General features: G+C 53.4%; 20 protein-coding genes and 1 pseudogene. All 21 read right to left on the bottom strand.

Annotated elements, in window-relative coordinates; all coding sequences use genetic code 11:
- Positions 1-860: transposase (locus tag HY768_01050; protein ID MBI4725808.1), on the bottom strand; the 860-nt coding region annotated here is incomplete at its 3' end.
- Between the two features lie 21 nt (positions 861-881).
- A complete protein-coding gene (locus tag HY768_01045) occupies positions 882-1,109 on the bottom strand; it encodes a hypothetical protein (GenBank protein ID MBI4725807.1) in 228 nt (75 codons plus the stop codon).
- Between the two features lie 91 nt (positions 1,110-1,200).
- Complete coding sequence (locus HY768_01040; protein MBI4725806.1) at positions 1,201-2,253, bottom strand: aspartate-semialdehyde dehydrogenase; 1,053 nt, start codon at positions 2,251-2,253, stop codon at positions 1,201-1,203.
- Complete coding sequence (locus HY768_01035; protein ID MBI4725805.1) at positions 2,250-2,483, bottom strand: hypothetical protein; 234 nt, start codon at positions 2,481-2,483, stop codon at positions 2,250-2,252. Before HY768_01035 ends, HY768_01040 begins: the two co-directional genes overlap by 4 nt.
- Before the next feature lie 156 nt (positions 2,484-2,639).
- Positions 2,640-3,845 carry an aspartate kinase gene (locus HY768_01030; GenBank protein ID MBI4725804.1) on the bottom strand — a complete coding sequence of 402 codons (1,206 nt, stop codon included), beginning with the start codon at positions 3,843-3,845 and terminating at the stop codon, positions 2,640-2,642.
- 87 nt (positions 3,846-3,932) lie between these two features.
- A pseudogene (locus tag HY768_01025) lies at positions 3,933-4,298 on the bottom strand (four helix bundle protein).
- Positions 4,299-4,349: 51 nt separating this feature from the next.
- Positions 4,350-5,504, bottom strand: coding sequence for an LL-diaminopimelate aminotransferase (locus tag HY768_01020; protein MBI4725803.1), 1,155 nt, complete (start codon positions 5,502-5,504; stop codon positions 4,350-4,352).
- A 1-nt stretch (position 5,505) separates the two neighbouring features.
- Positions 5,506-6,255 (bottom strand): tetratricopeptide repeat protein, encoded by a 750-nt coding sequence (locus HY768_01015; protein ID MBI4725802.1) that lies wholly within the window; start codon positions 6,253-6,255, stop codon positions 5,506-5,508.
- Between the two features lie 48 nt (positions 6,256-6,303).
- The gene (locus HY768_01010) at positions 6,304-7,074 is read right to left on the bottom strand and encodes a 4-hydroxy-tetrahydrodipicolinate reductase (protein ID MBI4725801.1); all 771 of its coding nucleotides are present in this window, start codon (positions 7,072-7,074) and stop codon (positions 6,304-6,306) included.
- 144 nt (positions 7,075-7,218) lie between these two features.
- On the bottom strand, positions 7,219-8,694 hold the full coding sequence (guaB, locus tag HY768_01005) for an IMP dehydrogenase (protein MBI4725800.1): 1,476 nt from the start codon (positions 8,692-8,694) through the stop codon (positions 7,219-7,221).
- A gap of 202 nt (positions 8,695-8,896) precedes the next feature.
- Positions 8,897-9,730 (bottom strand): diaminopimelate epimerase, encoded by an 834-nt coding sequence (locus HY768_01000; protein ID MBI4725799.1) that lies wholly within the window; start codon positions 9,728-9,730, stop codon positions 8,897-8,899.
- Between the two features lie 97 nt (positions 9,731-9,827).
- Entirely contained in the window at positions 9,828-10,049 is a 222-nt protein-coding gene (locus HY768_00995) for a hypothetical protein (protein MBI4725798.1), read from the bottom strand.
- Positions 10,050-10,120: 71 nt separating this feature from the next.
- Positions 10,121-11,065 (bottom strand): ornithine carbamoyltransferase, encoded by a 945-nt coding sequence (gene argF / locus HY768_00990; GenBank protein ID MBI4725797.1) that lies wholly within the window; start codon positions 11,063-11,065, stop codon positions 10,121-10,123.
- 865 nt (positions 11,066-11,930) lie between these two features.
- Positions 11,931-13,907 carry a DNA internalization-related competence protein ComEC/Rec2 gene (locus HY768_00985; protein ID MBI4725796.1) on the bottom strand — a complete coding sequence of 659 codons (1,977 nt, stop codon included), beginning with the start codon at positions 13,905-13,907 and terminating at the stop codon, positions 11,931-11,933.
- Complete coding sequence (locus HY768_00980; protein MBI4725795.1) at positions 13,834-16,221, bottom strand: tetratricopeptide repeat protein; 2,388 nt, start codon at positions 16,219-16,221, stop codon at positions 13,834-13,836. Before HY768_00980 ends, HY768_00985 begins: the two co-directional genes overlap by 74 nt.
- A 189-nt stretch (positions 16,222-16,410) precedes the next feature.
- The gene (locus HY768_00975) at positions 16,411-16,710 is read right to left on the bottom strand and encodes a type II toxin-antitoxin system RelE/ParE family toxin (GenBank protein ID MBI4725794.1); all 300 of its coding nucleotides are present in this window, start codon (positions 16,708-16,710) and stop codon (positions 16,411-16,413) included.
- On the bottom strand, positions 16,704-16,883 hold the full coding sequence (locus tag HY768_00970; GenBank protein ID MBI4725793.1) for a hypothetical protein: 180 nt from the start codon (positions 16,881-16,883) through the stop codon (positions 16,704-16,706). The genes HY768_00975 and HY768_00970 overlap by 7 nt, the downstream gene beginning before the upstream one ends.
- A gap of 566 nt (positions 16,884-17,449) precedes the next feature.
- Positions 17,450-17,662 carry a hypothetical protein gene (locus HY768_00965; protein ID MBI4725792.1) on the bottom strand — a complete coding sequence of 71 codons (213 nt, stop codon included), beginning with the start codon at positions 17,660-17,662 and terminating at the stop codon, positions 17,450-17,452.
- A 95-nt stretch (positions 17,663-17,757) separates the two neighbouring features.
- Positions 17,758-18,618 carry a formylglycine-generating enzyme family protein gene (locus HY768_00960; GenBank protein MBI4725791.1) on the bottom strand — a complete coding sequence of 287 codons (861 nt, stop codon included), beginning with the start codon at positions 18,616-18,618 and terminating at the stop codon, positions 17,758-17,760.
- Positions 18,619-19,431: 813 nt separating this feature from the next.
- A complete protein-coding gene (locus tag HY768_00955) occupies positions 19,432-20,307 on the bottom strand; it encodes an AAA family ATPase (protein MBI4725790.1) in 876 nt (291 codons plus the stop codon).
- Positions 20,308-20,627: 320 nt separating this feature from the next.
- Positions 20,628-21,833 carry a hypothetical protein gene (locus HY768_00950; GenBank protein MBI4725789.1) on the bottom strand — a complete coding sequence of 402 codons (1,206 nt, stop codon included), beginning with the start codon at positions 21,831-21,833 and terminating at the stop codon, positions 20,628-20,630.
- Between the last annotated feature and the right edge of the window lie 22 nt (positions 21,834-21,855).

Raw genomic sequence — 21,855 nt, 5'->3', positions numbered from 1 at the left:
TCGTTTTTTGCCGAACTCAGTCCCCGATCAGTGGCAAGCTCTTCAGGTACATAACCAAACATTTCCTGATGAGTTTTGAGCAAACCTTTAGGCAATGATGTTTCTGACGGATTGCCGGAAAGTACCTGGCATTGGCTGACGATCCCCTGTTCCACTTCGGCCACCAGCGCCTTGTTCCCAAAAGTGGTCTTCTTGGATTGCTTGCCGGTAACTATTGGCTTGGCCTTGGAATTGAAAACGCTGATCTGGCGATTCGGCAAATGGTGGTTGCCTTTCAACACCTCTTTCGATTGCCCCAATAGTTTTTCCGTCACTTTGACAAATGTCTTCAATCGTTGGTTGGTGCGGTCGACAGCGGCCTTCATTGCTTTTTTAAGCTGGCCGTTCCGCAATGACCGGCTGGCGGCTTTGCTCATCGCCTTGGCGCGTCGGACAGTGTGGCGAGTATGCCGAATGACTATCCGGCATAATTCTTTGGTTTTGTCCTCACCAAGCGTTTTGCATTTAGATAGCTTCCGCAGCGTCTTTTTAATAACCCTGGTATGCTCGACAATTTTGATTTTAGCGCCAACCCCGGTCTTTTTCAGTTTCTTGACCAACCGGATGATCACTTTCACCCAGCTGCTGTCAGTTGGGAAATGGATGTTCGCTTCGACCGCTTTGCAGTCAGCCCTCAGCTTTTTGCCCCGGATGATCTTTTTCCCGGTGAGTTTCTTGACCAGCTCTTGGTTGATCTCGGCGGCCGATTGCGGGCCGTACAAATTAGTCAGCTTGACCAAAGTAGTATCATCGGGAACTTTGCCGGTCAAGGGGATGCGGCTAAACCTCCGCCATTTGAAACTGTCGGACACCTCCTTCACTAAGGTGTCGTATCCCAGCTGTTAGCGGTGTTTGAGATACATCATCCGAAGATATGTTTCTATCGGTGTGCTGTTCCGCCCGGTGTTCAGCTTCTTAAACGTCTTGTGTTTCTTGAAATACGGCAGCAAAAACCGCTCGTCGTCCAAGAACCGATCAATCTGCGCCAGTTCTTCGTTAAGGGCCAGGATATCTTTCGGGATGACCATTTCCCATATTTCCCGCTGTTGGGGGCTTCGTAACCGCAGCATAATTCCTCCTTTGTTGTCCCTAATTATACCATTTTCTAACGGCCAACGGAAGTGAAATCCGCATGTTTACTGCATATTTGTCACTTCTTTTTCAGTGAAAACTAAATAACAGTTCGGCTATCTGCACCGCATTGGTAGCCGCTCCTTTGCGAAGGTTGTCGGCTGCCACCCACATCACGAAGGCCTTGGGGTCAAAGGGATCGGGCCGCAGCCGGCTGACGAACACCTCGTCCCTGCCGGCTATTTCCAGCGGGGTGTGATAGGAGTTCTTGGAAAAGACCACCCCCGGGGTTTTGACCAGCAGTTTTTCTATTTCTTTCAGGCCGGCTTTTTCCCTGACCTCAAAATAAACCGATTCCGAATGCCCGGTATCAACCGGCACCCGCACCGCGGTGGCATTAACGGCGATCTTTTTATCGTGAAATATCTTCTGGGTCTCCTTGACCATCTTCCACTCTTCCCCGCTGAAACCCAGCTCGGAGAAATTGGAGATCTGGGGGATGACATTGCAGGCAATCTGGCGGGGAAATGCAGAATCCTGAATTTTGAATTTTGAATTCTTGCCCTGAGCTGCCAGGCTGAGCGTGCCGAAGCCCTTGCCGAAGGGTTGATTTTCTTGTTGTAGGGTTTCCAGCCCGGCCCTCCCCGCCCCGGATACCGCCTGATAGGTGGAGACAACTATCCGCTTAAGCCCCAGTTTGCGATGGATCAGATTAAGAGCAACTGCCATCTGGATGGTGGAGCAATTGGGATTGGCTATCAAGCCCCGGTGCCTAAGAGCATCGCCGGGATTGACCTCCGGCACAACTAAGGGGACAGTGGGATCCATCCGGTAATCGGATCCGTTGTCTATCACCACCACCCCGGCCCTGATGGCATCGTTGGAAAATATCCGGCTGGCGCCCTTCTCGCCTTCGGTGCCGGCAAAAAATATCAAGTCGCATTCGGCGAATTCATCCGGGTCTATCTGGTTTACCCGGCAGGTCTTCCGTCCGAATCTTATCTTTTTTCCGGCCGACCTGGACGAAGCCCAAAGTTTAAGACTGCCGACCGGAAACCGGCGCTCGCTTAGTATCAGAAGTATGCACTGCCCCACCAGCCCGGTAGCGCCCACCAGTCCTATGTTAGCCTGTTTTCGGGTCATGGTTTCTGCTTGGTCAGGGTTTGGGCGATGGCCAGCACGGCGCAATGGCCGATGCTTTTATGTTCCTTGTGCTCCTTGTTGTCCTTGGCAGGGCCGCCCAGTACGGCGTAAAAACGCTCCGGCTCCTTTTCTCCGGGGGTCAAATCTTCCTCTTCCAGCCAGAACGAACAATGTTCCCGGATGCACTCGGCCTCTTCAGGTTTGCGGATGAATCGGATGGGACAGATCATCTGGTCCTCCAATTATTGGTTAGGAATAGACTAATTTACTTTTACCACGGAAACCACAGAATCAAAGAAAGGGAAACACCGAAAATATAATATTTGATCGGCAATCCTCCGTGTTTTCAGGATTTCAGTGATTCCGTGGTTAGTTCCGAAAGGGGTTCAGCCTATGAACGCCCGGTGCAGCGCCAGCAGGGCCTTTTCCAGGTCCCGGCGCAGCATGAAGCAGCTGATCCGGGTGTGGCTGGTGGCCAGGGCTTGGACATGGATCTTTTTCCCGGCCAGCGTTTTCAGCATCTTGGAGATGATGGCCGTCTCGCCCCCCACCCCGCTGCCCACCAACGACACCGCCCCGATGTCCTGGCTGACCTGGCATTGGGCCTGTTTTGCGGTTTTGATGTTTTTTTCTATCACGTCTTTGGCGCAAGGCAGATCGGCTTCATCTAATATGAAGAACAGGCTGAGCCGAGCATCCTGGGCCTGCCCGTGGAAAAATGACTTGACCTGGATCCCGGCCTCGGCCATCTTGGTTAAAAGCTGGGGCATGGCGCTGCTGCGGGCGGCCTGCAGTATGACCGTAACCATGGCCAAGCTTTTATCGTAGACAATCGATTTTACAGTAATCCGTTCCATTTTGCTTCCTTTGCCTACTATTGTTCCCTGGAGGTTGGAAAAACTGCTACGGCAGTCTATTGCCATTCCGAATTTGGAGGCCAACTCCACCGCCCGCACATGCAGGACCTGGGCGCCAAAAGCCGCCATCTCTTCCATTTCATCGAACGAGATGGCGGAAAGTCTTTTGGCCTGTTTGATGATCCGGGGATCGGCGCTGTAGACCCCGTCCACATCGCTGTATATCTGGCAGGATTTCGCTCCCAGCGCCACCGCCAGGGCCACGGCCGTGGTGTCCGAGCCGCCCCGGCCCAGGGTGGTGATCTCTTTGGCCAAGCTGACCCCCTGGAAGCCGGCTACGATGGCTATCTTGCCGTCTTTTAGCGCTTCCTTAAGCCGGTCGGCCTTGATCTCTACTATCCGGGCCCGGTTGTGGTTGGAATCGGTGATGATCCCCACCTGGGAGCCGGTGAAGGAGATGGCCTGCCCGCCCAGGACATCGATGGCCATGGACAGAAGCGACATCGAGATCCGCTCCCCGGCCGTCAGCAGCATGTCCAGTTCGCGGCGGGGCGGCTGGGCGGTGATCTGCCGGGCCAGGGTCATCAGATCGTCGGTACTGTCGGCCATGGCCGAGACGACTACAACAACCTGGTGCCCGCTTTTCGCGGTCTTGACGATCCGGCGGGCCACGTTCTTGATGCGCTGGGCATCGGCGACCGAACTGCCGCCGTACTTTTGGACAATTATAGACACTATAATATTATTTCAAAATGTTAATTGCAAAAACTTGTCCTGAGTAATGCCAGCCTGCCTGGCAGGCGAATGGATGCAAATATAAATTTAAACTAACCTGCCGCGTTTCGCAGTCATAACTGATTTGGCAATTATTTTAACCAGTTCAGTTGCTTCATTGAGCAGATATTCCGTTTACGAATCGGGCAGCAATTGAGCCTTACGAATAAGACGCAGCCAGTATAACGATTCTTTCAATTCCTTCAGTACAATCTGCATCTTATGTATGAAATCGTTCTTACTCTCCGCCCCGCCACATTCCTCATAATTCGCGCCAGCCGAGGTCGAAGACCTTATCAACTACTTTGAAATATGAAACCCGGCTACCGTCTTCGCCAATGGTCCCATTAATTTGATTGTTGCAGCAGCAAAATTCAACAAACGTTCTGACAGATCATTTTTGGGGAAACTCATCGTACAACTTACAATTTTTAAATTTGCACTTCGCATTTTGATATTATGCATTTAAAGTATCTTCCCCATCCGATCAATGGCTTCCGCCATCCGCTCCTTGGGAATGGTCAGCGCCATCCGCACAAAGCCTTCGCCGTTCTGCCCAAAGCCCACTCCCGGCGCCACCATCACTCCGGCCTTCTCCAGCAGCAGGTCTGTGAATTTAAGGGAATCATATTTTGAAGGAGTCTTGAGCCAAAAATAAAATGTGGCTTTTGGCAGTTGGAATTCCAATCCCAGTTTTTTCAGACCGGCGGCCAGCACATCCCGCCGTTCCTGGTAGACCCGGCAGTTGGCCTTGACGCAGTCCTGCGAGCCTTCAAGAGCTGCGATGGCGGCATACTGCACCGCCTGGAACACGCCGGAATCGGAATTGGTCTTGATCTGCATCAGGGCCTGCAGCATCTTTTTATTGCCCACCGCCATTCCCACCCGCCAGCCGGTCATATTATAGCTCTTGGACAGGGAGTGGAATTCCAAAGCGATCTCTTCCGCCCCCGGAATCTGGAGGATGCTGGGCGGCACCAGCCCGTCAAAGGCGATCTCGGAATAGATGCCGTCGTTCAGGATCATGATGTTGTGTTTGGTGGCCCAGTCCACCAGCCTTTGGTAGAATTTGATATCGGCCACCGCTGCGGTGGGATTGTTGGGATAGCACAGGAAGATGGCCTTGATGCCCTTGATCGGCAGTTTGTCTATATCCGGCAGGAATGAGTTCTCAGGCGAAAGCTGGAAATACACCGGCTCAGCCCCGGCCAGCATGGTCTGGACGGCGTAGACCGGATAGGCAGGATCCGGGCACAGTGCCTTGTCGCCGGATCCGAACAGGGCCCAGGCCGCGTGGGCCAGGCCGTCCTTGGCGCCCATCAGGCAGGTTACCTGGTCGTCGGGCGAGAGTTTTACCTCAAACCGCTTTCCGTACCACTTGGCCACGGCCTGGCGGAAAGCGGGCAGCCCCTCATAAGAGGGATAACGATGGTTTTCGGGATCGTCCGCCTGCTCCGTCAGAGCCTGGATGACGTGCGGCGACGTGGGCAGGTCGGGATCTCCTACCCCGAAATCTATGATATCGACGCCCCGGGATTTTAATTCTGCTTTTTTCTTATTCAGCCCGGCAAAAAGATATGGCGGTATTTTAGTAAGCCTTTGGGCAAATTCAAAGTTCATCTTATTTTGTTTTCGCAAGCAGTTCTTTGGCTTTTTCAATATTTGAGCGTAGACCCTTGCCGCTTTCCAACAATATGATCAGGGATTTCCGGCCCTCTTTTATCTCATCCCGGGTGCTGTTATTTTTTCCCAGCAGTTTGGCGCCCAGAAGGTAATGGGCTTTGTAATTCAGGCGGTCGATCCGAACGGCCTGACGCAAAGCGTCTATGGCTTCCTGGGCATACTTGGGGTCATTGGAAGCATACGCCAGATTAAAATAGGCGTCGGAGTTTTGGGGATCTAGCTCCGTAACTTTTTTGTAGGCCCAGCGGGCCGAATCGGTCTGTGCTCTAAGCAAGTAAATATACCCCAGATTATAATAAAGCATCGAAGCGTTAGGGTTTTGTTTGAGGCCTTTATAAAGCGCCTCCTTGGCCTTGGGCAGGGAATCCAATGTTACATATACCATGCTCAGGCTGTAATAGGCGTCCACATACGACGGGTCGTACTTTACCGCTTTCAAAAAATACTGGTTGGCCTGATTGTAGGCACCGGGCTTTAAATTGCAGATCCCCAGGTTGTAATAGCCGGGGGCAAAGTTGCGTTTGACCCTGATGGCCTGGTTGAACTCGGCCACTGCTTTGACCGTATCCCCTTGTTGGAAATAGGCCACCCCGTTGTTGAAGAACGGATCGGGATTTCCCTGCTGACAGCCCAAAATTGAAAGCCCCATCACTGAGAGGAAAGCTAATGTTGCAAGTCTGTTTCTCATTATTATTTTGCACTTTTCATTTTGAAATTTACAATCTTTAGTTTACGTTCAAAGTCCCAAAACATCCTGCATGTCATACAAGCCCGGTTTGGCCTTGGCCACGAATTTGGCCGCCAGTAATGCGCCATCGGCGAAAACCCGGCGGCTTTGCGCCCGGTGGATCAACTCCAGCTGTTCGCCCGGCCCGGTGAAGATCACGCTGTGCTCGCCCACGATGTCCCCGGCCCTTAATGAGACCATGCCGATCTCATCGTTCCCGCGGACCTGGTCGGAAGTCTGCCGCTGATAGACCGGCTTACCGCCCCGGGCCCTTTGGATCTCCTCCAGTATCTTGACGGCGGTGCCGCTGGGCGCGTCCTTCTTGTTGCGGTGGTGGGTCTCGGAGATGTCGGCGTCAAAGGTCTTGGGAAGTTTTTTGGCCGCGGCATAGGCCAGCTTGTAAAGCAGGTTGACCCCGATGGACATGTTGGAGGACACCACCATCGGAATGTCCTTGGCCATCCCGGCGAACAGGTCCTGGTGCTTCTGGTCCAGGCCGGTGGTGCCGATCACCATCGGCTTCTTCATCACCGCAGCCTTGGCGGCATTGGCCGCCGTGGCTTCCGGGGTGCTGAAGTCTATGATCACGTCCCCGGCCTGCAGAACTAAAAGCAGGTCATCAACGACCGCCGGGATCTTTTCGCACAGCTGTTTTCCCACCAAGGGATGCCCGTGGCCCTCCACCGCAGCGGCGATGGTGAATTCCTTGGAGTCTTTTGCCGCCTCGCAGATGGCCTGGCCCATCCGACCGGCGGCCCCGCAGATGATTAGATTGATCATGCTTATATCCTCAATATTTTACCGGGCGAATGACCATTCGCCCCTACGCAACCATTTCAAACATTTCCAACGTTTCAAACATTGCCGGGTATTTATCATTACTTCTCCAACGTTTCAAACAACGCCTGGCGCCCCGCCCGTTCCCTACCCCCTATCCACCTCGTAATTCGGGGCTTCCTTGGTGATCACCACATCGTGCACATGGCTTTCCCTTAAACCCGCATTGGTGATCTTGACAAATGTGGTCTTGAGCTGGAGTTCCTTGAGATTGGCCGCCCCGCAGTACCCCATGCCGCTGCGCAGTCCGCCCATCAACTGGTAGACCGCATCGGCCAGCGAGCCCTTGTAGGGAACCCGGCCTTCTATTCCCTCGGGCACGAACTTCTGTCCCTCGGTTCCCCCGCCCTCCTGGAAATAGCGGTCGGCGCTGCCCTGGCGCATGGCCCCCAAAGAACCCATGCCCCGGTAGACCTTGTAACTGCGGCCGGAAAGAAGGATCGTTTCTCCCGGGCTTTCCTCCACCCCGGCGAACAGGTTGCCGATCATCACGCAGTCGGCCCCGGCCGCCAGCGCTTTGACCACGTCGCCGGAATATTTTATGCCGCCGTCGGCGATCACCGGCACCTTGGCCTTCTTGGCCACGGCCGCGCAGTCCATCACCGCAGTCAGCTGGGGCACGCCCACCCCGGCCACGATCCTGGTGGTACAGATGGAGCCCGGCCCGATGCCGACTTTTATGGCATCCATCCCTAATTTGATCAAGGCCCGGGCGGCCTCGGGGGTGGCCACATTGCCGGCCACAATATCGGTATTCTTGAATTTTTCCCTGACCTTTTTGACCGCGTTCAGCACCCCCTGGGAATGGCCGTGGGCGGTGTCTATCACCAACGCGTCAACCCCGGCCGAGACCAGCCCTTCGGCTCGTTCCAGGAAATCGCCGGAGACTCCGATGGCCGCCGCGGTCCTTAAGCGCCCCTGGCTGTCCTTGCAGGCGTTGGGGAAATTGTTGCTCTTCATCACGTCCTTTAAGGTGAACAGTCCCCGCAGCATTCCCTTCTTGTCCACGATGGGCAGCTTTTCCAGTTTGTGTTTGCGCAGCAACTGGCTGGCCTCGTCGATGGAGGTGCCCAAAGGAGCGGTGATCAGGTTTTCGCAGGTCATGGTCTGAGAGATCATCTGGCTAAGATCGCTCTCAAAAATGATGTCCCGGTTAGTAATGATGCCCACCAGTCTGCCGTCCTTGTCGGCGATGGGTATGCCCGAGATGGAATATTCCTTCATCAGCCGCACCGCGTCCTGCAGCCGGTGCTCCGGGGTCAGGGCGATGGGCTTGGAGATCATCCCGCTCTCGGAACGCTTGACCCGCTCCACTTCCTGGGCCTGCTCGTGGATGGGCAGGTTCTTGTGGATCACCCCCAGGCCGCCGTGGCGGGCCAGGGCGATGGCCATCTGGTGCTCGGTCACCGTGTCCATGGCCGATGAGGCCAGCGGGATGTTCAGCTTGATGCGCCGGGAGAACCTGGTGGACAGATCGGCGGCATTGGGCAGCACTTGGGAATGCTGGGGAACCAGCAGCACGTCGTCAAAGGTCAACCCCTCGCTTTTATACCATTTGGGCATAACACCTCCGGAATTAAAATTTCAAAACCTGTCCTGAGCAATGCTATCCTACCTGACATGCGAATGGATGCAAAATTAAGTAATTAGGAACTCATCCCCCGTCCCCTTCTCTGGTCCAGAGAAGGGGAGAAAAGGGTTGAGTTAAGACTCTCTAACAATCACACTATTATTCTCACCATAGCTGTGATGCTCTTTAATCCATTCAGCAAGTTTCTTCCAGCCAGTCCCCCTTGAATACCAGGTTGACCGCTCCTTCCAGGAACACTTCCGTTATCCGGTCCTCCTCTTTTCTGAAATGCACGGTCAGGGTCTCGCCCCCGCGGGTCAGGCATGCCACCGGGGAGGCGGCCCGCCCCTGCAGTCCGGAGATCACCGCGGCCGCGGTGGAGCCGGTGCCGCAGGCCAGGGTCTCGTCCTCCACCCCGCGCTCGTAGGTCCGGATGTTGAGGTGGTGCTGGTCAGCCAGTTCGATGAAATTGGCGTTGGCGCCGCCGGGCTCGAACATTTGATGGTAACGGATCTTCCGTCCGGTCTCCACCACCGGGAAATCGCGGAGGTCCATCACCGGGATGACCACGTGCGGGACCCCAGTGTCGGCGAAAGAGGCCGCATATCCCTTGCCGCCCAGGTCCAGGATGAAATTGAGCCTGAAGTCAGCAGGGTCATTCATCGAAAGCTTTACTCTGTCGCCTGTCACCTCGGCCCGGTGCAGCCCATCGCCGGCCTCAAAGGTCATTTTTTCTCCGGCCGCGCCGATGGAGCGGGCGAACCAGGCTATGCACCTTCCCCCGTTGCCGCAGAAGCTAACCTCGCCGCCGTCGGCGTTGAGATAGCGCATTTTGAAATCGGCCTTGGAAGAAGCTTCCAGCAGCAGAACTCCGTCGGCCCCCACCCCGTGGCGGCGGTGGCAGAGCTTTGGGACCAGGCTTCGACATTGCTCAGCCGAGCGCTGGGAAAGCCCGTCCCCAATGATGTTCTTCCGGTTGTCCAGCACCACCAAGTCGTTGCCGGTCCCGGACATTTTGTAGAAATTCATTTTGCCTGAATACTGAAGTTTGAATTTTGAATCTTGAATACCTTAGGCATCGCACAACTTCTGTATTCAATATTCAGCATTCTATATTCGTTTGGTGTTATTTGACTTTAAGAACATCCACCAGCTGGTCGAACTTGGCCAAAAGCTCCTGCATCTGAGCGTCCTTCTTTTGCCGGTTGTCAAGCTCAGTCTGATAATACTCGGCGGCCTTCTTGAAAAATTTGATTCCGTATAAGGCCAACATAAGCCAGGGAACTATGACCAGAAGTATCACCAGCAAATAGTTAAGCCCGAAGACCATTCCTCCATATCCCATCATATAATAAACCTTCCTTTCCCTGTTATTATGCCACCCCAAGATTTCAGGGTGGCACGATAACGTTGTTTAAATCATTTCTTTTTGGATTTGCGGTTCTTGGCCCAGTATTTGTAGAGGGTGACCATGATAGCCTTCTGGGCGTGAAGCCGGTTCTCGGCCTGGTCCAGCGCCACCGAGTGCGGGCCGTCCAGCACGTCATCGGTGATCTCGTCGCCGCGGTGGGCCGGCAGGCAGTGCAGGACTATCACGTCGCGCTTGGCCGCGTCCACCAGGGACTTGTTCACCTGATAGGGGGCGAAGATCCGGGCCCTAAGCTCCTTCTCCGATTCCTGGCCCATCGAGGCCCAGACATCGGTGTAGATGGCGTCGGCGTTCTTGACCGCCTCCCGGGGATCGCGCACGATCTCCAGCACCGCCTTGTTCTTGAAGGCCATTTCCTGGGCCCGGTTCAGGATGGCTTTGTCGGGGTCGTAGCCCTGGGGGCAGCCCACCGCCATGTTCATGCCCAGCGCGCCGGCCGCCAAAAGCAGGGAATTGCAGACGTTGTTGCCGTCGCCGATGTAGGCCAGCTTCAGGCCCTTGAATTTCTTCTTGTATTCCAGGATGGTTAAAAAATCGGCGTAAGCCTGGCAGGGGTGTTCCAGGTCGGACAGCCCGTTGATCACCGGGACGGTGGAATGCTCGGCCAGGTCGGTGACGCTTTTGTGGCTAAAGGTCCGGGCCATGATCAGGTCCACCCAGCGGCACAGGTTGCGGGCGATGTCCGGAGTGGACTCGCGCTTGCCCAGCTGCATGTCCAGGTATATCCCATGCCCGCCCAGCTGGGTTATGCCGGTCTCAAAGGTAACCCTGGTGCGCAGGCTGGGCTTTTCAAAGACCATGGCCAGGGTCCGGTCGACTAAAAGTTTTGGGGAGCGGCCGGCCCGGGTCTGCTTTTTTATTTTTGCCGCCAGGTCGAACAACTGGTCCATCTCCTGTTTGCTGAAATCGGCTACCGAGATCAGGTCCTTTTTCATTCTTTTCTCCAGTTAATGGTTTATGGCCTTGATTACATTATTTTCAAGGAATGATTGGGATATCGTTACGTAGGCGCAATTCACGAATTGCACAAATCTGATTTAAAACGATTGACTATCGCATTAGCTCAGGGAATTCTTATCCACAAACGTTGTATAAATCTTGAACTTTGGCAAATTCGAAATTCGAATATCGAAATACTAAACAAATCCAAAGTTTAAATTTCAGAAATCCGAAAAATATCCAAATTATGCCGCTTTGGTCATTGGTATTTGTCCCGCAATACCGGGATTCCGCCATAGGCGGTGATTTAGAATTTTGAATTTGGATATTAGGCCTGCACTGAGCACGACTGCTTGCCTGACTTTTGAAGTGATTTGTTCAACTACTGGCTTTTTGCCAAAGTTGAGTAAATCTGCGAAATCGTCCGACGCCATAGCAGGCTTATATGTTTGCCGGCTTTGGCCGACGGCGTCTGCGGATGGAAAAGCCCGAGGCATATTACCTGAGTTATTAATCAGAGCACTTAATTAATTGCATAACGGCCGAAGGCAAATGAATTTATTCTATAAGGAAGCCAGCTTGTCCGCCATAGTGAAACGAAGGCGGGGAACGCAGGAATCAATCAGGGTTTCCACAGTTAAGTATTCATGGTTTCATGGATTCCTAATAAAAATGCTACTTATATACTGACCCCATTAATAATGGGATAATCACTTAAAACGTTCTTATCCAAAAACAGCCCGCCTGACCGGTATGCCAGCGAGCTATTTTTATTGATTTATAACATAATGATATGACATAAGTTATAAGATGTCAGTATTTGATGTTTAATGATCCTTAATTTTACTTGAAATTTTGATATTAGTCAAGAAAAAAATGCCTTGCTGTGGTCTTAACTTCCAACTTTCTCCCATCCGTCTCCATCACGATCGCCCCCTGCTCATCCGTCCGGTAAATTACGGACCCGACAGCTTTATAGCCCTCCACCACTTCCGGTGAAGGATGCCCAAACCGGTTATTCTGACCTACTTGTATCACTGCCAACTCAGGGCTTATGGCCCTTATCACCGCCGGCGAATTGTTGATGTGCGAGCCGTGGTGCGGGACCTTAAGCACGGTGCATTTTGGCAAAAGACCTTTTGAATACAGAGTATCCGCCAACTGCGGGCCCATGTCCCCTGTAAATAAGAAAGACTTTTGCCCGTACTGAATGAAACAGACTATGGAAGCCTCGTTGCCTACTGCGGCAGAATCTCTTTGGCAGAAGACGAAACCCCGGACCGGCGCTATTCCGGACAAAGTGTCGTAGCCCCATAGGGTGTCGATGTCGGTTTTTGATTTTACTGCGGCCTCCATGGCCAAAACAAACAAGGACTGTTCGGATTGGTGGCCGGAGATCATCAGCTTTTTGATCTTGACCCGGGAAAGCAGATAGGAAAACCCGCCAACGTGGTCGGCATCCCCGTGGGTGATGATGGCCAGGTCTATCGTGCTTTGACCCAAATACTTCAAAAAGGGATGAATGATCCTCTGGCCGGAGTCGTACTTTTCCTGGCTGGGCCCGGCGTCAATCAGCATGGTCCTGCCGTTGGGAAATTGGATAAAAGCGGCATCCCCATGCCCTACATCCAAAAAAGTTACCTTTAATTTATCATCAGTTACGAATGTTTTAGCCCAGACAAAAACGTTCAAAACAGCCAATAAAAATATAATTATTACGAATCGTATCCTTTTAATTTTGTTATAGTTAAATATTATTATTAAAGCAATACTATAAATTAAAATTTGACTTAAATCTGGTCTTGGCCACACAATTACACTAAATTTTATCATATTGAACAGTTCCACCGACTTCAGGGATACCCAGCTGGCGGCATAAGCCGAGGCGGCCAGCGGCCAGGCCACCAAATTGCCCAAAGGATACAGGATGGCCATCAATAGTCCCAGGGCCAAAAGCAGGTTGGTGGCCGGCACCACCACCAGGTTGGCCAAAAGCGATATGGTCGGGATCTTGTGGAAATGATAAGCCAGGAACGGGGCGGTGAATATCTGGGCGGCCAGGGAAACCGCCAGGGGTAACAGCAGCCATTCGCGCAGAACTTCGTTCTCTGTGATCTTGTACAACTGGTTCTGGATGGGCCGGGTGACGGCCAGTATCCCGGCGGTAGCGGCGAAGGAAAGCTGGAAACCCACGTCAAACAGCGACTGGGGCCAGAAGAACAGGATCAACAGCCCGGCCAGGCCCAGCATGTTCAGGCCGTTCCCCTGCCGTTCGAACATCCCTCCCAGCAGTACCGCTACCGCCATGATGGTAGCCCGGACTATGGAGGGCGGGGAACCTGTCAAAAGCGTGTAAAACACTAGCCCGGCACAGGTTCCAATGGCCGCCCAACGCCTGGAAACCCTGACAATTCTGAATGCCAGGAACAATATGAAGGCCACCAGCACCACATGCAGGCCCGAGACCGCCAGAACATGGGTGGTCCCGGTATTGGAGAAGGCCTCCTGCACCCTGGCCGAAAGCCCGCTGCGCTCGCCCAGGGTCAGGCCTAAAAGCAGGGCAGCCTCGTCGCCTTGGAGAAATTTGTCCGCCAGTGACCGGATGTACTGCCGGGCCGGGATCACTACTTTTGACGTCAGCCAATCGCCCCGCCCGGTCTGCAGGAGCTTTACATGCTCCAGATTCAGGGCGCCCCGGACCTCGCTGCGGTCCAGATAGGCCCGGTAGTCGAACCCGCCTGGGTTGCGCTTCTGGGGCAAAAGGCTAAAACTTCCCTGCACCAAAAGCAATTCGCCGTAACGGGGAATGTGCTCCGGGTCCGCGCCTGACCGGGCCAACAGCTTGAAACCGGCCGGTTGCCACGTAAGAGATTCTCTGTTTCTCCGGTTTTTTGAGCTTGGAAGGTATGGGCTTGGGTTTGGGCGAAGAATCCATTTCAGGCATAGACACTTCTTCCTGCGCTCGGGCCGGGGGCTGTGGCGCATAGGCCGGAGCGGCTGGCGGCGGCATGGCCGGACGGAGCACTGGAGCCGAAGGCTGTTGGTATTGCGGCTGGGGTGAGGCTATATTGGGCCGCCGCGGCGCGGCCGGCTGGGTTGCCGGCTGGGCCGGCCGGGCCATAACCGGAGGCGCCACTGTGGGGCGTAATGGCGGCTGAGCAGCTTGAGGCTGGGCAACAGTTGGACGCGGCGGGGGTGGCGCTGGAACTGGGGCTCTGGCCGGCTTAAGCTGCTGGAGTTTTTGAGTCACGTCCTTGAAGGATACGTCTACCGAATATATTTCTTCGTAAGCCTTGACGGCATTATCGATCTCGCCCACGTTTTCGTAGGACTGGGCCAGGTTATAGCGCAGCCCCATATAAGCCTCTTCCTCGTAACCCGGGGTAGCCAGGCCGCGTTCCATTTGGCGGATGGCGAATTTGTATTCCCCCCGCTCCATAAAACAGATGCCCAGCATTTCAAAAGATTTGAGCCTCTCTTTTTCTCCCTTGGAAGATATCTGGAATTCGGCGATGGCCTCCTGGATCAGTCCCATTTCCTTGTAGGCGATGCCCAGATCGTAATGCCCCTGAAAATCTTCCTGCTTGATGCTTTGATAGATGCCCTCCTTGAACTCGGCCAGGATGTCGTTCAGGGAAAGATATTCCTCCTGGGCCTGGGGCGCCTGAGACTGTTCGTCGTCGGCCACGCTGAACTTGACCCGCGACTGCCGGCCGCCTTCCACCATCTCCCTCCCCCAGTGAACACTGCTGTCGTCCTGGGGCTGGCCACCTTGGGGTTGGGCAGTTAAATGGCTGTGCTCTTCTCGTTGCTCCGCCGCAGGCTGGCCAGGCAAAAAGCTTTGACCGGCTGAAGCCGGCTCGGGTTCCTGGGCCGGCATTTGCCAGCTGGGCGGTTCGGCCGGAGCTGGCTTCGGTTCCAGGGGCTGGATGCTAATCGAGGGTACGGGCTGGACAATACCCGGCATATCCATCATGGACCCTTCCGGCATCTCGGGCAACAGCAGGGAAAGGCTTTCCAGGGCGGTCTCGTTTACCTGGTCGATCTCCAGTACTTTTTGATAGACCGCCGCCGCCTGCTCTTTCAGCTCCCGGCGGTAAAGGCACTCGGCCAGGCCCAGATACGCGTCCACCATGGCTTCGGGCTGATTGGCCTGCAGCGAGATCTCCACTAACTTCTGCCGGCTCCTTAGTTCCAGAGGTTGCAACTCGGCGATTTTCTTGTAAATGACAATGGATTTATTGAGGTTGCCGTCGCTTAAGTAGCCGTTGGCCGCGGTATGATACTGGTCCAAAGCCTCCTGAGTGGAGCCGATCTCCACTAGCAGGTCCCCCAGCTCCATGTTGGTGGCCCAGTCCTGTTTGGGAGGCGCGGCCGCGGCCGGCTTCTCCGGCTCCTTCTGGATGGACAGAGAGGGAATCTCCCTGGCCGGTTTTTCCCGCTGGGGCGGGACTTCCAGCTGGATCTCCGGTTTGGCATGCTGGATCAGTTCATCTATCATCTGCTGAGGTCGGATCTCTGGCGCCGGGGCGGGAGCGACGGCGGTTGGAGCGGCCTTCTCGCCTTTCATGCTGCGGACCTTGGCGTCGATGGCCTCGGCCTCGATCATCCGTCCGTTCTCCCGGTAGGCCTGGGCCAGCTTGGTGAATTCCTCTATGGCCTCCGGCACCCGCTTCTGAGACAGATACATATCGGCCAGCTTGGAGCGGATGGCCAGGTTCTGGGGATTGAGTTCCACGATCTGATGGTAGACCGGGAAGGCCAGGTCGGGCCTGCCCTCCTTGATCTTGCGTTCCGAATACTCCAGCAGGTTGGTGATGGCCTCGTTTATCAGCCCCTGCTGAATGTAAAGGTCTCCCAGCATCTTGTATATCTCGGGATCGTCCTTTTTACTGCGGAGGATCTTTTTACAGACCGCGATGGCATTGTTGTACAAGGCGTCGTTGCCGTAGCCCTTGGTCGCTTCCAGATAGTTGGATACTGCTTCGTCGATGTTGTTGAGCTTGACGTAGGCGTCGCCGATGAAATTGTAGACGCTGGCGTTGCCGGGCTCCAGCTCCAACACCTTCTTGTACTCCAACACTGCCTTGGCGTAATCGCCCTTTTGGAAAAACTCGGCGGCCTTGGCCCTTATTTGATCAACTTTTGCCACTTGATTTCAGTATATCGGTATGTTATTGTGAGAGCTGTTTATTTTATGATTACCATTTTTTTGATGTTGCCGTTTGACCCGGCCTTTATTTGGTAAAAGTGAATTACTACGGCCTTACGGCCGTAGCATCTGGGTCTAGGTTTCAGACTATGTCTGTCCTGCTACGCAGGAACCACTTCATCTACGCCCTTACGGACGTAGTATTACGTCGGTATAAATAAAATTGCGCTTGGCATGAATCAATGCAAGTATCTCTATCTTTTTGGCGGAAATCTCATAAACAAGGCGATAGGAATATACGATTATCTCCCGGATGCGCGGATCGCCGATCTCGGGGACGACCCTTCCGATTTCCGGAAAGAATTTTAGATTCTCGGTCTTTTCTATTATCTCGAAAGCGACCTTTCTCGCGTAAAATTTCGAATCCAGGGCAATATAATCAAAAATCAGCCTTAAATCCCGTTTGGCAGGTATGGTCCACTTTACCAACTTTGGATTTCCTTCTTCAAATCCCCGATGGATATTACTTCTCCTCGTTTAGAGGATTCCCTGGCCTTTTTGATTTTATCAATGACATAAATCTCGTACATTATGTCATCTATATTGGCCGTCTCGGGCAATTTCGAAATCACCTTGATTGCTTCCCGTTTTATCGTTTCCATTTTCAGGTCTCCATTTTTATTTTTTCCGCCGCCCCGCCGGTGGTTGAGTGCCCCGAAGGGGTGTATCGAAACCACCGGCCACCGCCGGATTTGAATTATCACGCTGAAGGCGTGCAGGATTATAGCCGGTGGGCTTCAGCCACCGGTATCAGATGTATCCGTCAATACGCGCCCGAAAAGCGGCGCAGGGTTGCGGATGATGCATATTACATTTCTCCGCCATTAGCAAGCAACCCATATAGGCGGACAGGCCCGCCCCGATAGGGCGGGGTATCCGTTCCTCTTTAGCCTGTGGCTTAAGCCGCAGGCTATTTTTCCCAGCCCCTTCAGGGCAGGCCACCCGGTCGCGGTAGGGCGCAGCCGAGATCCTCCGTTTTTTGGTTTCATGTATGTGAAAACTGAAATATTTGCCCGGCGGCAGCGTTCATCGTTGCGGACTACCGGCCGCCGCTCTCTAAGGCCATGAATGGCCTTGGTACCTAGGTGTAAGCCTCCTCTATAACCCAGCCGTTAACGGCTGGGTTATAGAGAGAGACCACCCTACACCTCTCACCACCGTAGGCCGTTCACGGCCTTTGCGGCTCTATCCCATAGGCTTTTAAGAACTCATCCATCTCTTCTCTAAAAGTCTTATGGCGGTGATGTTCTTCCTGGTTATTTATGTATTCCCTGACTTTACCTATATGCGATGCACATACCGAAAACGCGCCGTATCCTTCCTGCCAGGCGAAGCGCCCTAACCCAAGCATTAATGCCTGGGTTAGGGATTCATTGGGCATAAATTTTTTCCTGCGCTCTTCCCCCAAAGGGAAAGAGCGCTTTTCTGGGTTCCCAGATTTTCAGATTACAGATTTACAGATATTCAATTTTTGCTTTACTGGGCAATGCGAAAACCGTAGTAGTTGGTGCGGTAGTCCGGGAGGTTGTAGATGCGGGCGGCAACGCGGCAGACGGAATCGTTGGCGTAGCTGCCGAAGCTGCCGCCGCGGAGCACCCGGGAGTCGCCCGATGACGGGCCGGTAGGATTGTTTGAAGGCGAACTGCCGTAGTAATTTTCGCCATACCAGTCACTGCACCACTCCCACACATTGCCGGCCATATCGTAGGCCCCGTAGGGCGAAACGCCGGATGAAAAACTGCCGACAGGTGAAGTGTATTCGTAGCCATCGCTGGCATCAGTATATGGCGATGAAACTTTACCGTGATTACACTTGTTGCCATCCCATCCATTTCCCCACGGATAAGAACGTCCATCCGTCCCTCTGGCTGCCTTCTCCCACTCGGCCTCGGTGGGCAAACGCAGGCCCGCCCAGTCGCAGTAGGCCTTGGCGTCGTTCCAGCTCACGCACACCACCGGGCTGTTATCGTTTTGCGAGAAGTACGGGTTCTTCCAATTGGCATCGGCCTTTTGCTGCCAAGAGCCGCCGGTATAGACATATGCGCCGCCGCTTTTTTCGGCGTCGGTTTTATAACCGGTAGCATTCACAAACTTGCGGAACTGGCCCACCGTTACCTCGTATTTGCCAATGTAGTATTTGTCCAAGTAAACGGTATGAATTGGTTTTTCGTCGTCGTAATCATTACTGCCCATAATAAACGACCCGGCGGGGATTTCTATCAGGACGGAGCTGTCCTTCTGGTTTACGACCTCCGGATTTTTCTTGCCGCAGCCCGCAACAACCAGCAACGCAATCGTTGCAATTGCCAAGCACGAAAGAAATAGTTTTTTAAACATGGTTCTTTCTCCTTTTTTATTGGTTCAAGCATGTAACGATGACCGCTACATACTTTATTTTACAAACCATTTGCCCCGTGCTTTGGGGCATTTGCCTTGACCCTTCAGGCATATACCCCATCCTTTCTGCCAATTGCCTTGCCCTTTAAGGCATTTGCCTTGAACCTTCCGTCATATGCCTTGGACCTTAAGGCAGTTGCCTTACCCTTTAAGGCATGTGCCTTAGACCTTAAGGCATGTGCCTTGCTCCTTAAGGCATATGTCTTGGGTTTTGGGGCAAATGCCTGGGGTTCCAGACCTCTCCCTCGTTCCCTCTCCTAATGCTTTAGGAGAGGGATGCCGTAAGGCAGGGTGAGGTCACGCCCTGGCGGCCTTTTTGGCCCTTGTCATTTTTAACGTATCAAGGCAACGCCTTGTCATGCCTGCGCCACGCACCGCCGAAGTTTATGCCGCTTAAGCGGGGCCGGGGGTAAGCATGTATCCAGAAAGTTTACACTGGATTTCCCCCTTCGTTCGCCATCCTCTTTCGTACATACTACGGCGGACAGGCCCGCCAGTTCGCCATAGACGAGGCTCCGCCAAAGCGGGGCCAGGGGAAAACGGGGAGCAGGAATCCATATTCTTAGCTGGATTCCCCCCTGCCCCGATGTATCGGTGGCTTTGTGTCTTGGTGTCTTTGTGGCCTGAACAGTTACCTTATTTTGTGATTTATGTGCTTTCTGTGGCTAATCCCGGAAAACGATTGTACAATTATAGCTGAACAGTTACCAGAATTTATATCCACAGACGTCGTGCAGCCTTCGTAGCCTGGCGTTAAAACTGGTAATCGCCGCCCGCCGCGGTTTCGCTGACCGGAGCCTGCTCTTCCTGGCCCCGGTCGATCCCCAGGTTATAAACCACCGTCTGGACCACCGAGGCATCCAGCATGTCCTTCTCCAGCAGATAACCCTCGATCAGGCAGTTGTCGCAGATGGCGTTGATCAGCCGGGGGCGCCCCTGGGAATAACGGGCGATCAGTTCGTAGGCCGTCTCGGTGAAAAGCTCTTCTTCCCGTCCGGCGATCACCAGCCGGTGCTGGACATATTCCTTGATGGCCGCCTCGTCCAAGGCCCCCAGGTAGTATTTGACGGCCACTCTCTGGCTCAAGGAAGAGTCCACTAAAAGATTCTGCTCGATCTCGGCCATGCCGAACAGGATGAAGGTTATCAGCCGGACGTCCGAAAGCTCCAGATTCAAAAGCCCCCGCACTTCCTCCAGGATGGCCTGCCCCCGCAAAAGATTGGCTTCGTCTATCAGGATCACCGGCTTGCGTCCTTCGGCGTGGATCTCCATCAGGCGCCGGGCCACCGCCGACGAGACCTGGGTCTTGTCCTCGGAAAGTTCCTTGACCCCTAATAGCGAGCCGATCCGGCGCAGGAACCAGATGGGACTGAATTCGGAGTGGGTCAGGATCAACAGCGAAGTTTCAAACCTTCCGTCCTCCCTTAGGATGTCCAGCAGACGGCGGGCCAGCATGGTCTTGCCCGAGCCCACATCCCCGATCAGCACCCCCAGCCCCCTCATCCGCTCGGCCACGTGAGCCAGCCGCATGATGGCATTGCTGTGCTGGGGGCTGTCGTAATAAAAACGACTGTCGGGGACGTTGGAAAAAGGATCGGCGCTCAGTTTGAAAAAACGTTCGTAATCCATGAGGCTCCTTACTAATAAGTGCGATAAATAGTAGACCTTTCCGGCCAAATCCAAATATCGAAATCCAAAATCCGAAACAAATTCGAAATTCAAAGGGCAGAATGACCGAAACTAAGGCCTGGAAAGTACGGTATTTTGTTATTGAGAACTTGGGCTATCTCAATTTGAGAATTTTACACAATAGAACTCCGCTCTTCGGAGTTTGCACAAAAGCAAAATAAACCCCTGAAGGCAAATCACCTCCCACTCTATTCCCCAGATATTCTCCCGCCTTCTGCCCGGCTATATTATACACGATTATCTTTTCCTTCTCATAACCTTTAAACGATGTCCAGTTTATGAATGGATTGGGTAAAGGAGATAGGGTAAGAAGGGGGGGGCAATTCATGAATTGTCCCTACTTCTTCTTCAACACCAGCAGTATTTACCGTGAAATTCCAGGTGTTAGTGTATCCAGACCAGTTATTTGCCGCATCCCCAGCCCGCACCCGCCAGTAATAGACGCCGTCAGCGAGGGGACTGCCGAGCGTGTCCTTTGAAATGGAAACGACGGTATCCTTTGCCGGTGAACCAAACAGGCTGTCATCGTCTATCTGAATCTGATACTTGGTGGCACCCGTCACATCAGACCAATCAAAAGAAGGCGTATTGTCATTGGTTATTGAATTGTCTGCCGGAGAAGATAAGATTGGTATACCGGGAGCTGCAACATCCACAGTAAAACTCCATCTTGTAGTATAGTCAGACCAGTTATTTGCTGCGTCCCCAGCCCTAACACGCCAGTAATAGACGCCATCAGATAATGAAGTGCCAAGTGTGTAATTTGAAACAGAAACAACCGTATCCTTCACTGGCGAAGCAAATGTAGTGTCATTATCTATCTGAATCTGATACTGGGTGGCTCCGGTCACATCAGACCAGTCAAAAGAAGGCGTATTGTCATTGGTGAATGAGCCGTTGGCTGGAGAAGATAGGATTGGTGCTTCTAATGTAGAGCCGGTAGAATCCACCCTCTGGGCGTAGATGTCCCAATTTGTGCCACTGCGAGGGTCTTGCCATGTTATGATTGCACCATTAGAACCATCGGAAACAATCATTGGATAGTCTTGGTTGTACGCAGCAGTGCATATTGCCACACCGTCCCCGGTCCACTGAGTCATACCAGAGCTCTGTACCCTTTGACAGTAGATGTCGTAGTTACCGCTGCGACTGTCTTTCCAGGATATGATTGCCCCCCCGGAACCGTCAGAAACAATCGTTATGCGCCATTGATCCCCTGTGGCTATGCATACCGCCACACCATTTGAAGTCCACTGCGTCAAACCGGAAGCGTTCACTCTCTGGACGTAGATATCAGCGGTGCCACTCCGATTGTCTTGCCAGGCTATAATTGCTCCACCAGAACCATCAGAAACAATCTGGGGAAAGCCTTGGTACTGGTTAGCTGTGCATATCGGAATGCCATTGACAGTCCACTGCGTCACACCCGAGGCGTTTATTCTCTCGGCATAGATGTCGTAATTCACACCACTCCGACGATCATACCAA

The organism is candidate division TA06 bacterium (genome assembly GCA_016208585.1).
GTDB lineage: Bacteria > Edwardsbacteria > AC1 > AC1 > EtOH8 > UBA5202.
The sequence above is the reverse complement of the archived record's forward strand: the minus strand, read 5'-3'. Positions and strand labels throughout refer to the sequence as shown.

Bases quoted from the DNA above. Each gene is read 5' to 3' on its own strand.
- HY768_01045 (MBI4725807.1), bottom strand. From the start codon at position 1,109: ATGCTGCGGTTACGAAGCCCCCAACAGCGGGAAATATGGGAAATGGTC.
- HY768_01010 (MBI4725801.1), bottom strand. From the start codon at position 7,074: ATGATCAATCTAATCATCTGCGGGGCCGCCGGTCGGATGGGCCAGGCC.
- HY768_01035 (MBI4725805.1), bottom strand. From the start codon at position 2,483: ATGATCTGTCCCATCCGATTCATCCGCAAACCTGAAGAGGCCGAGTGC.
- HY768_00965 (MBI4725792.1), bottom strand. From the start codon at position 17,662: ATGCCCAATGAATCCCTAACCCAGGCATTAATGCTTGGGTTAGGGCGC.
- HY768_00970 (MBI4725793.1), bottom strand. From the start codon at position 16,883: ATGGAAACGATAAAACGGGAAGCAATCAAGGTGATTTCGAAATTGCCC.
- argF (MBI4725797.1), bottom strand. From the start codon at position 11,065: ATGAAAAAGGACCTGATCTCGGTAGCCGATTTCAGCAAACAGGAGATG.
- HY768_01040 (MBI4725806.1), bottom strand. From the start codon at position 2,253: ATGACCCGAAAACAGGCTAACATAGGACTGGTGGGCGCTACCGGGCTG.
- HY768_00995 (MBI4725798.1), bottom strand. From the start codon at position 10,049: ATGATGGGATATGGAGGAATGGTCTTCGGGCTTAACTATTTGCTGGTG.
- HY768_01020 (MBI4725803.1), bottom strand. From the start codon at position 5,504: ATGAACTTTGAATTTGCCCAAAGGCTTACTAAAATACCGCCATATCTT.
- HY768_00955 (MBI4725790.1), bottom strand. From the start codon at position 20,307: ATGGATTACGAACGTTTTTTCAAACTGAGCGCCGATCCTTTTTCCAAC.
- HY768_00960 (MBI4725791.1), bottom strand. From the start codon at position 18,618: ATGTTTAAAAAACTATTTCTTTCGTGCTTGGCAATTGCAACGATTGCG.
- HY768_01000 (MBI4725799.1), bottom strand. From the start codon at position 9,730: ATGAATTTCTACAAAATGTCCGGGACCGGCAACGACTTGGTGGTGCTG.
- HY768_01015 (MBI4725802.1), bottom strand. From the start codon at position 6,255: ATGAGAAACAGACTTGCAACATTAGCTTTCCTCTCAGTGATGGGGCTT.
- guaB (MBI4725800.1), bottom strand. From the start codon at position 8,694: ATGCCCAAATGGTATAAAAGCGAGGGGTTGACCTTTGACGACGTGCTG.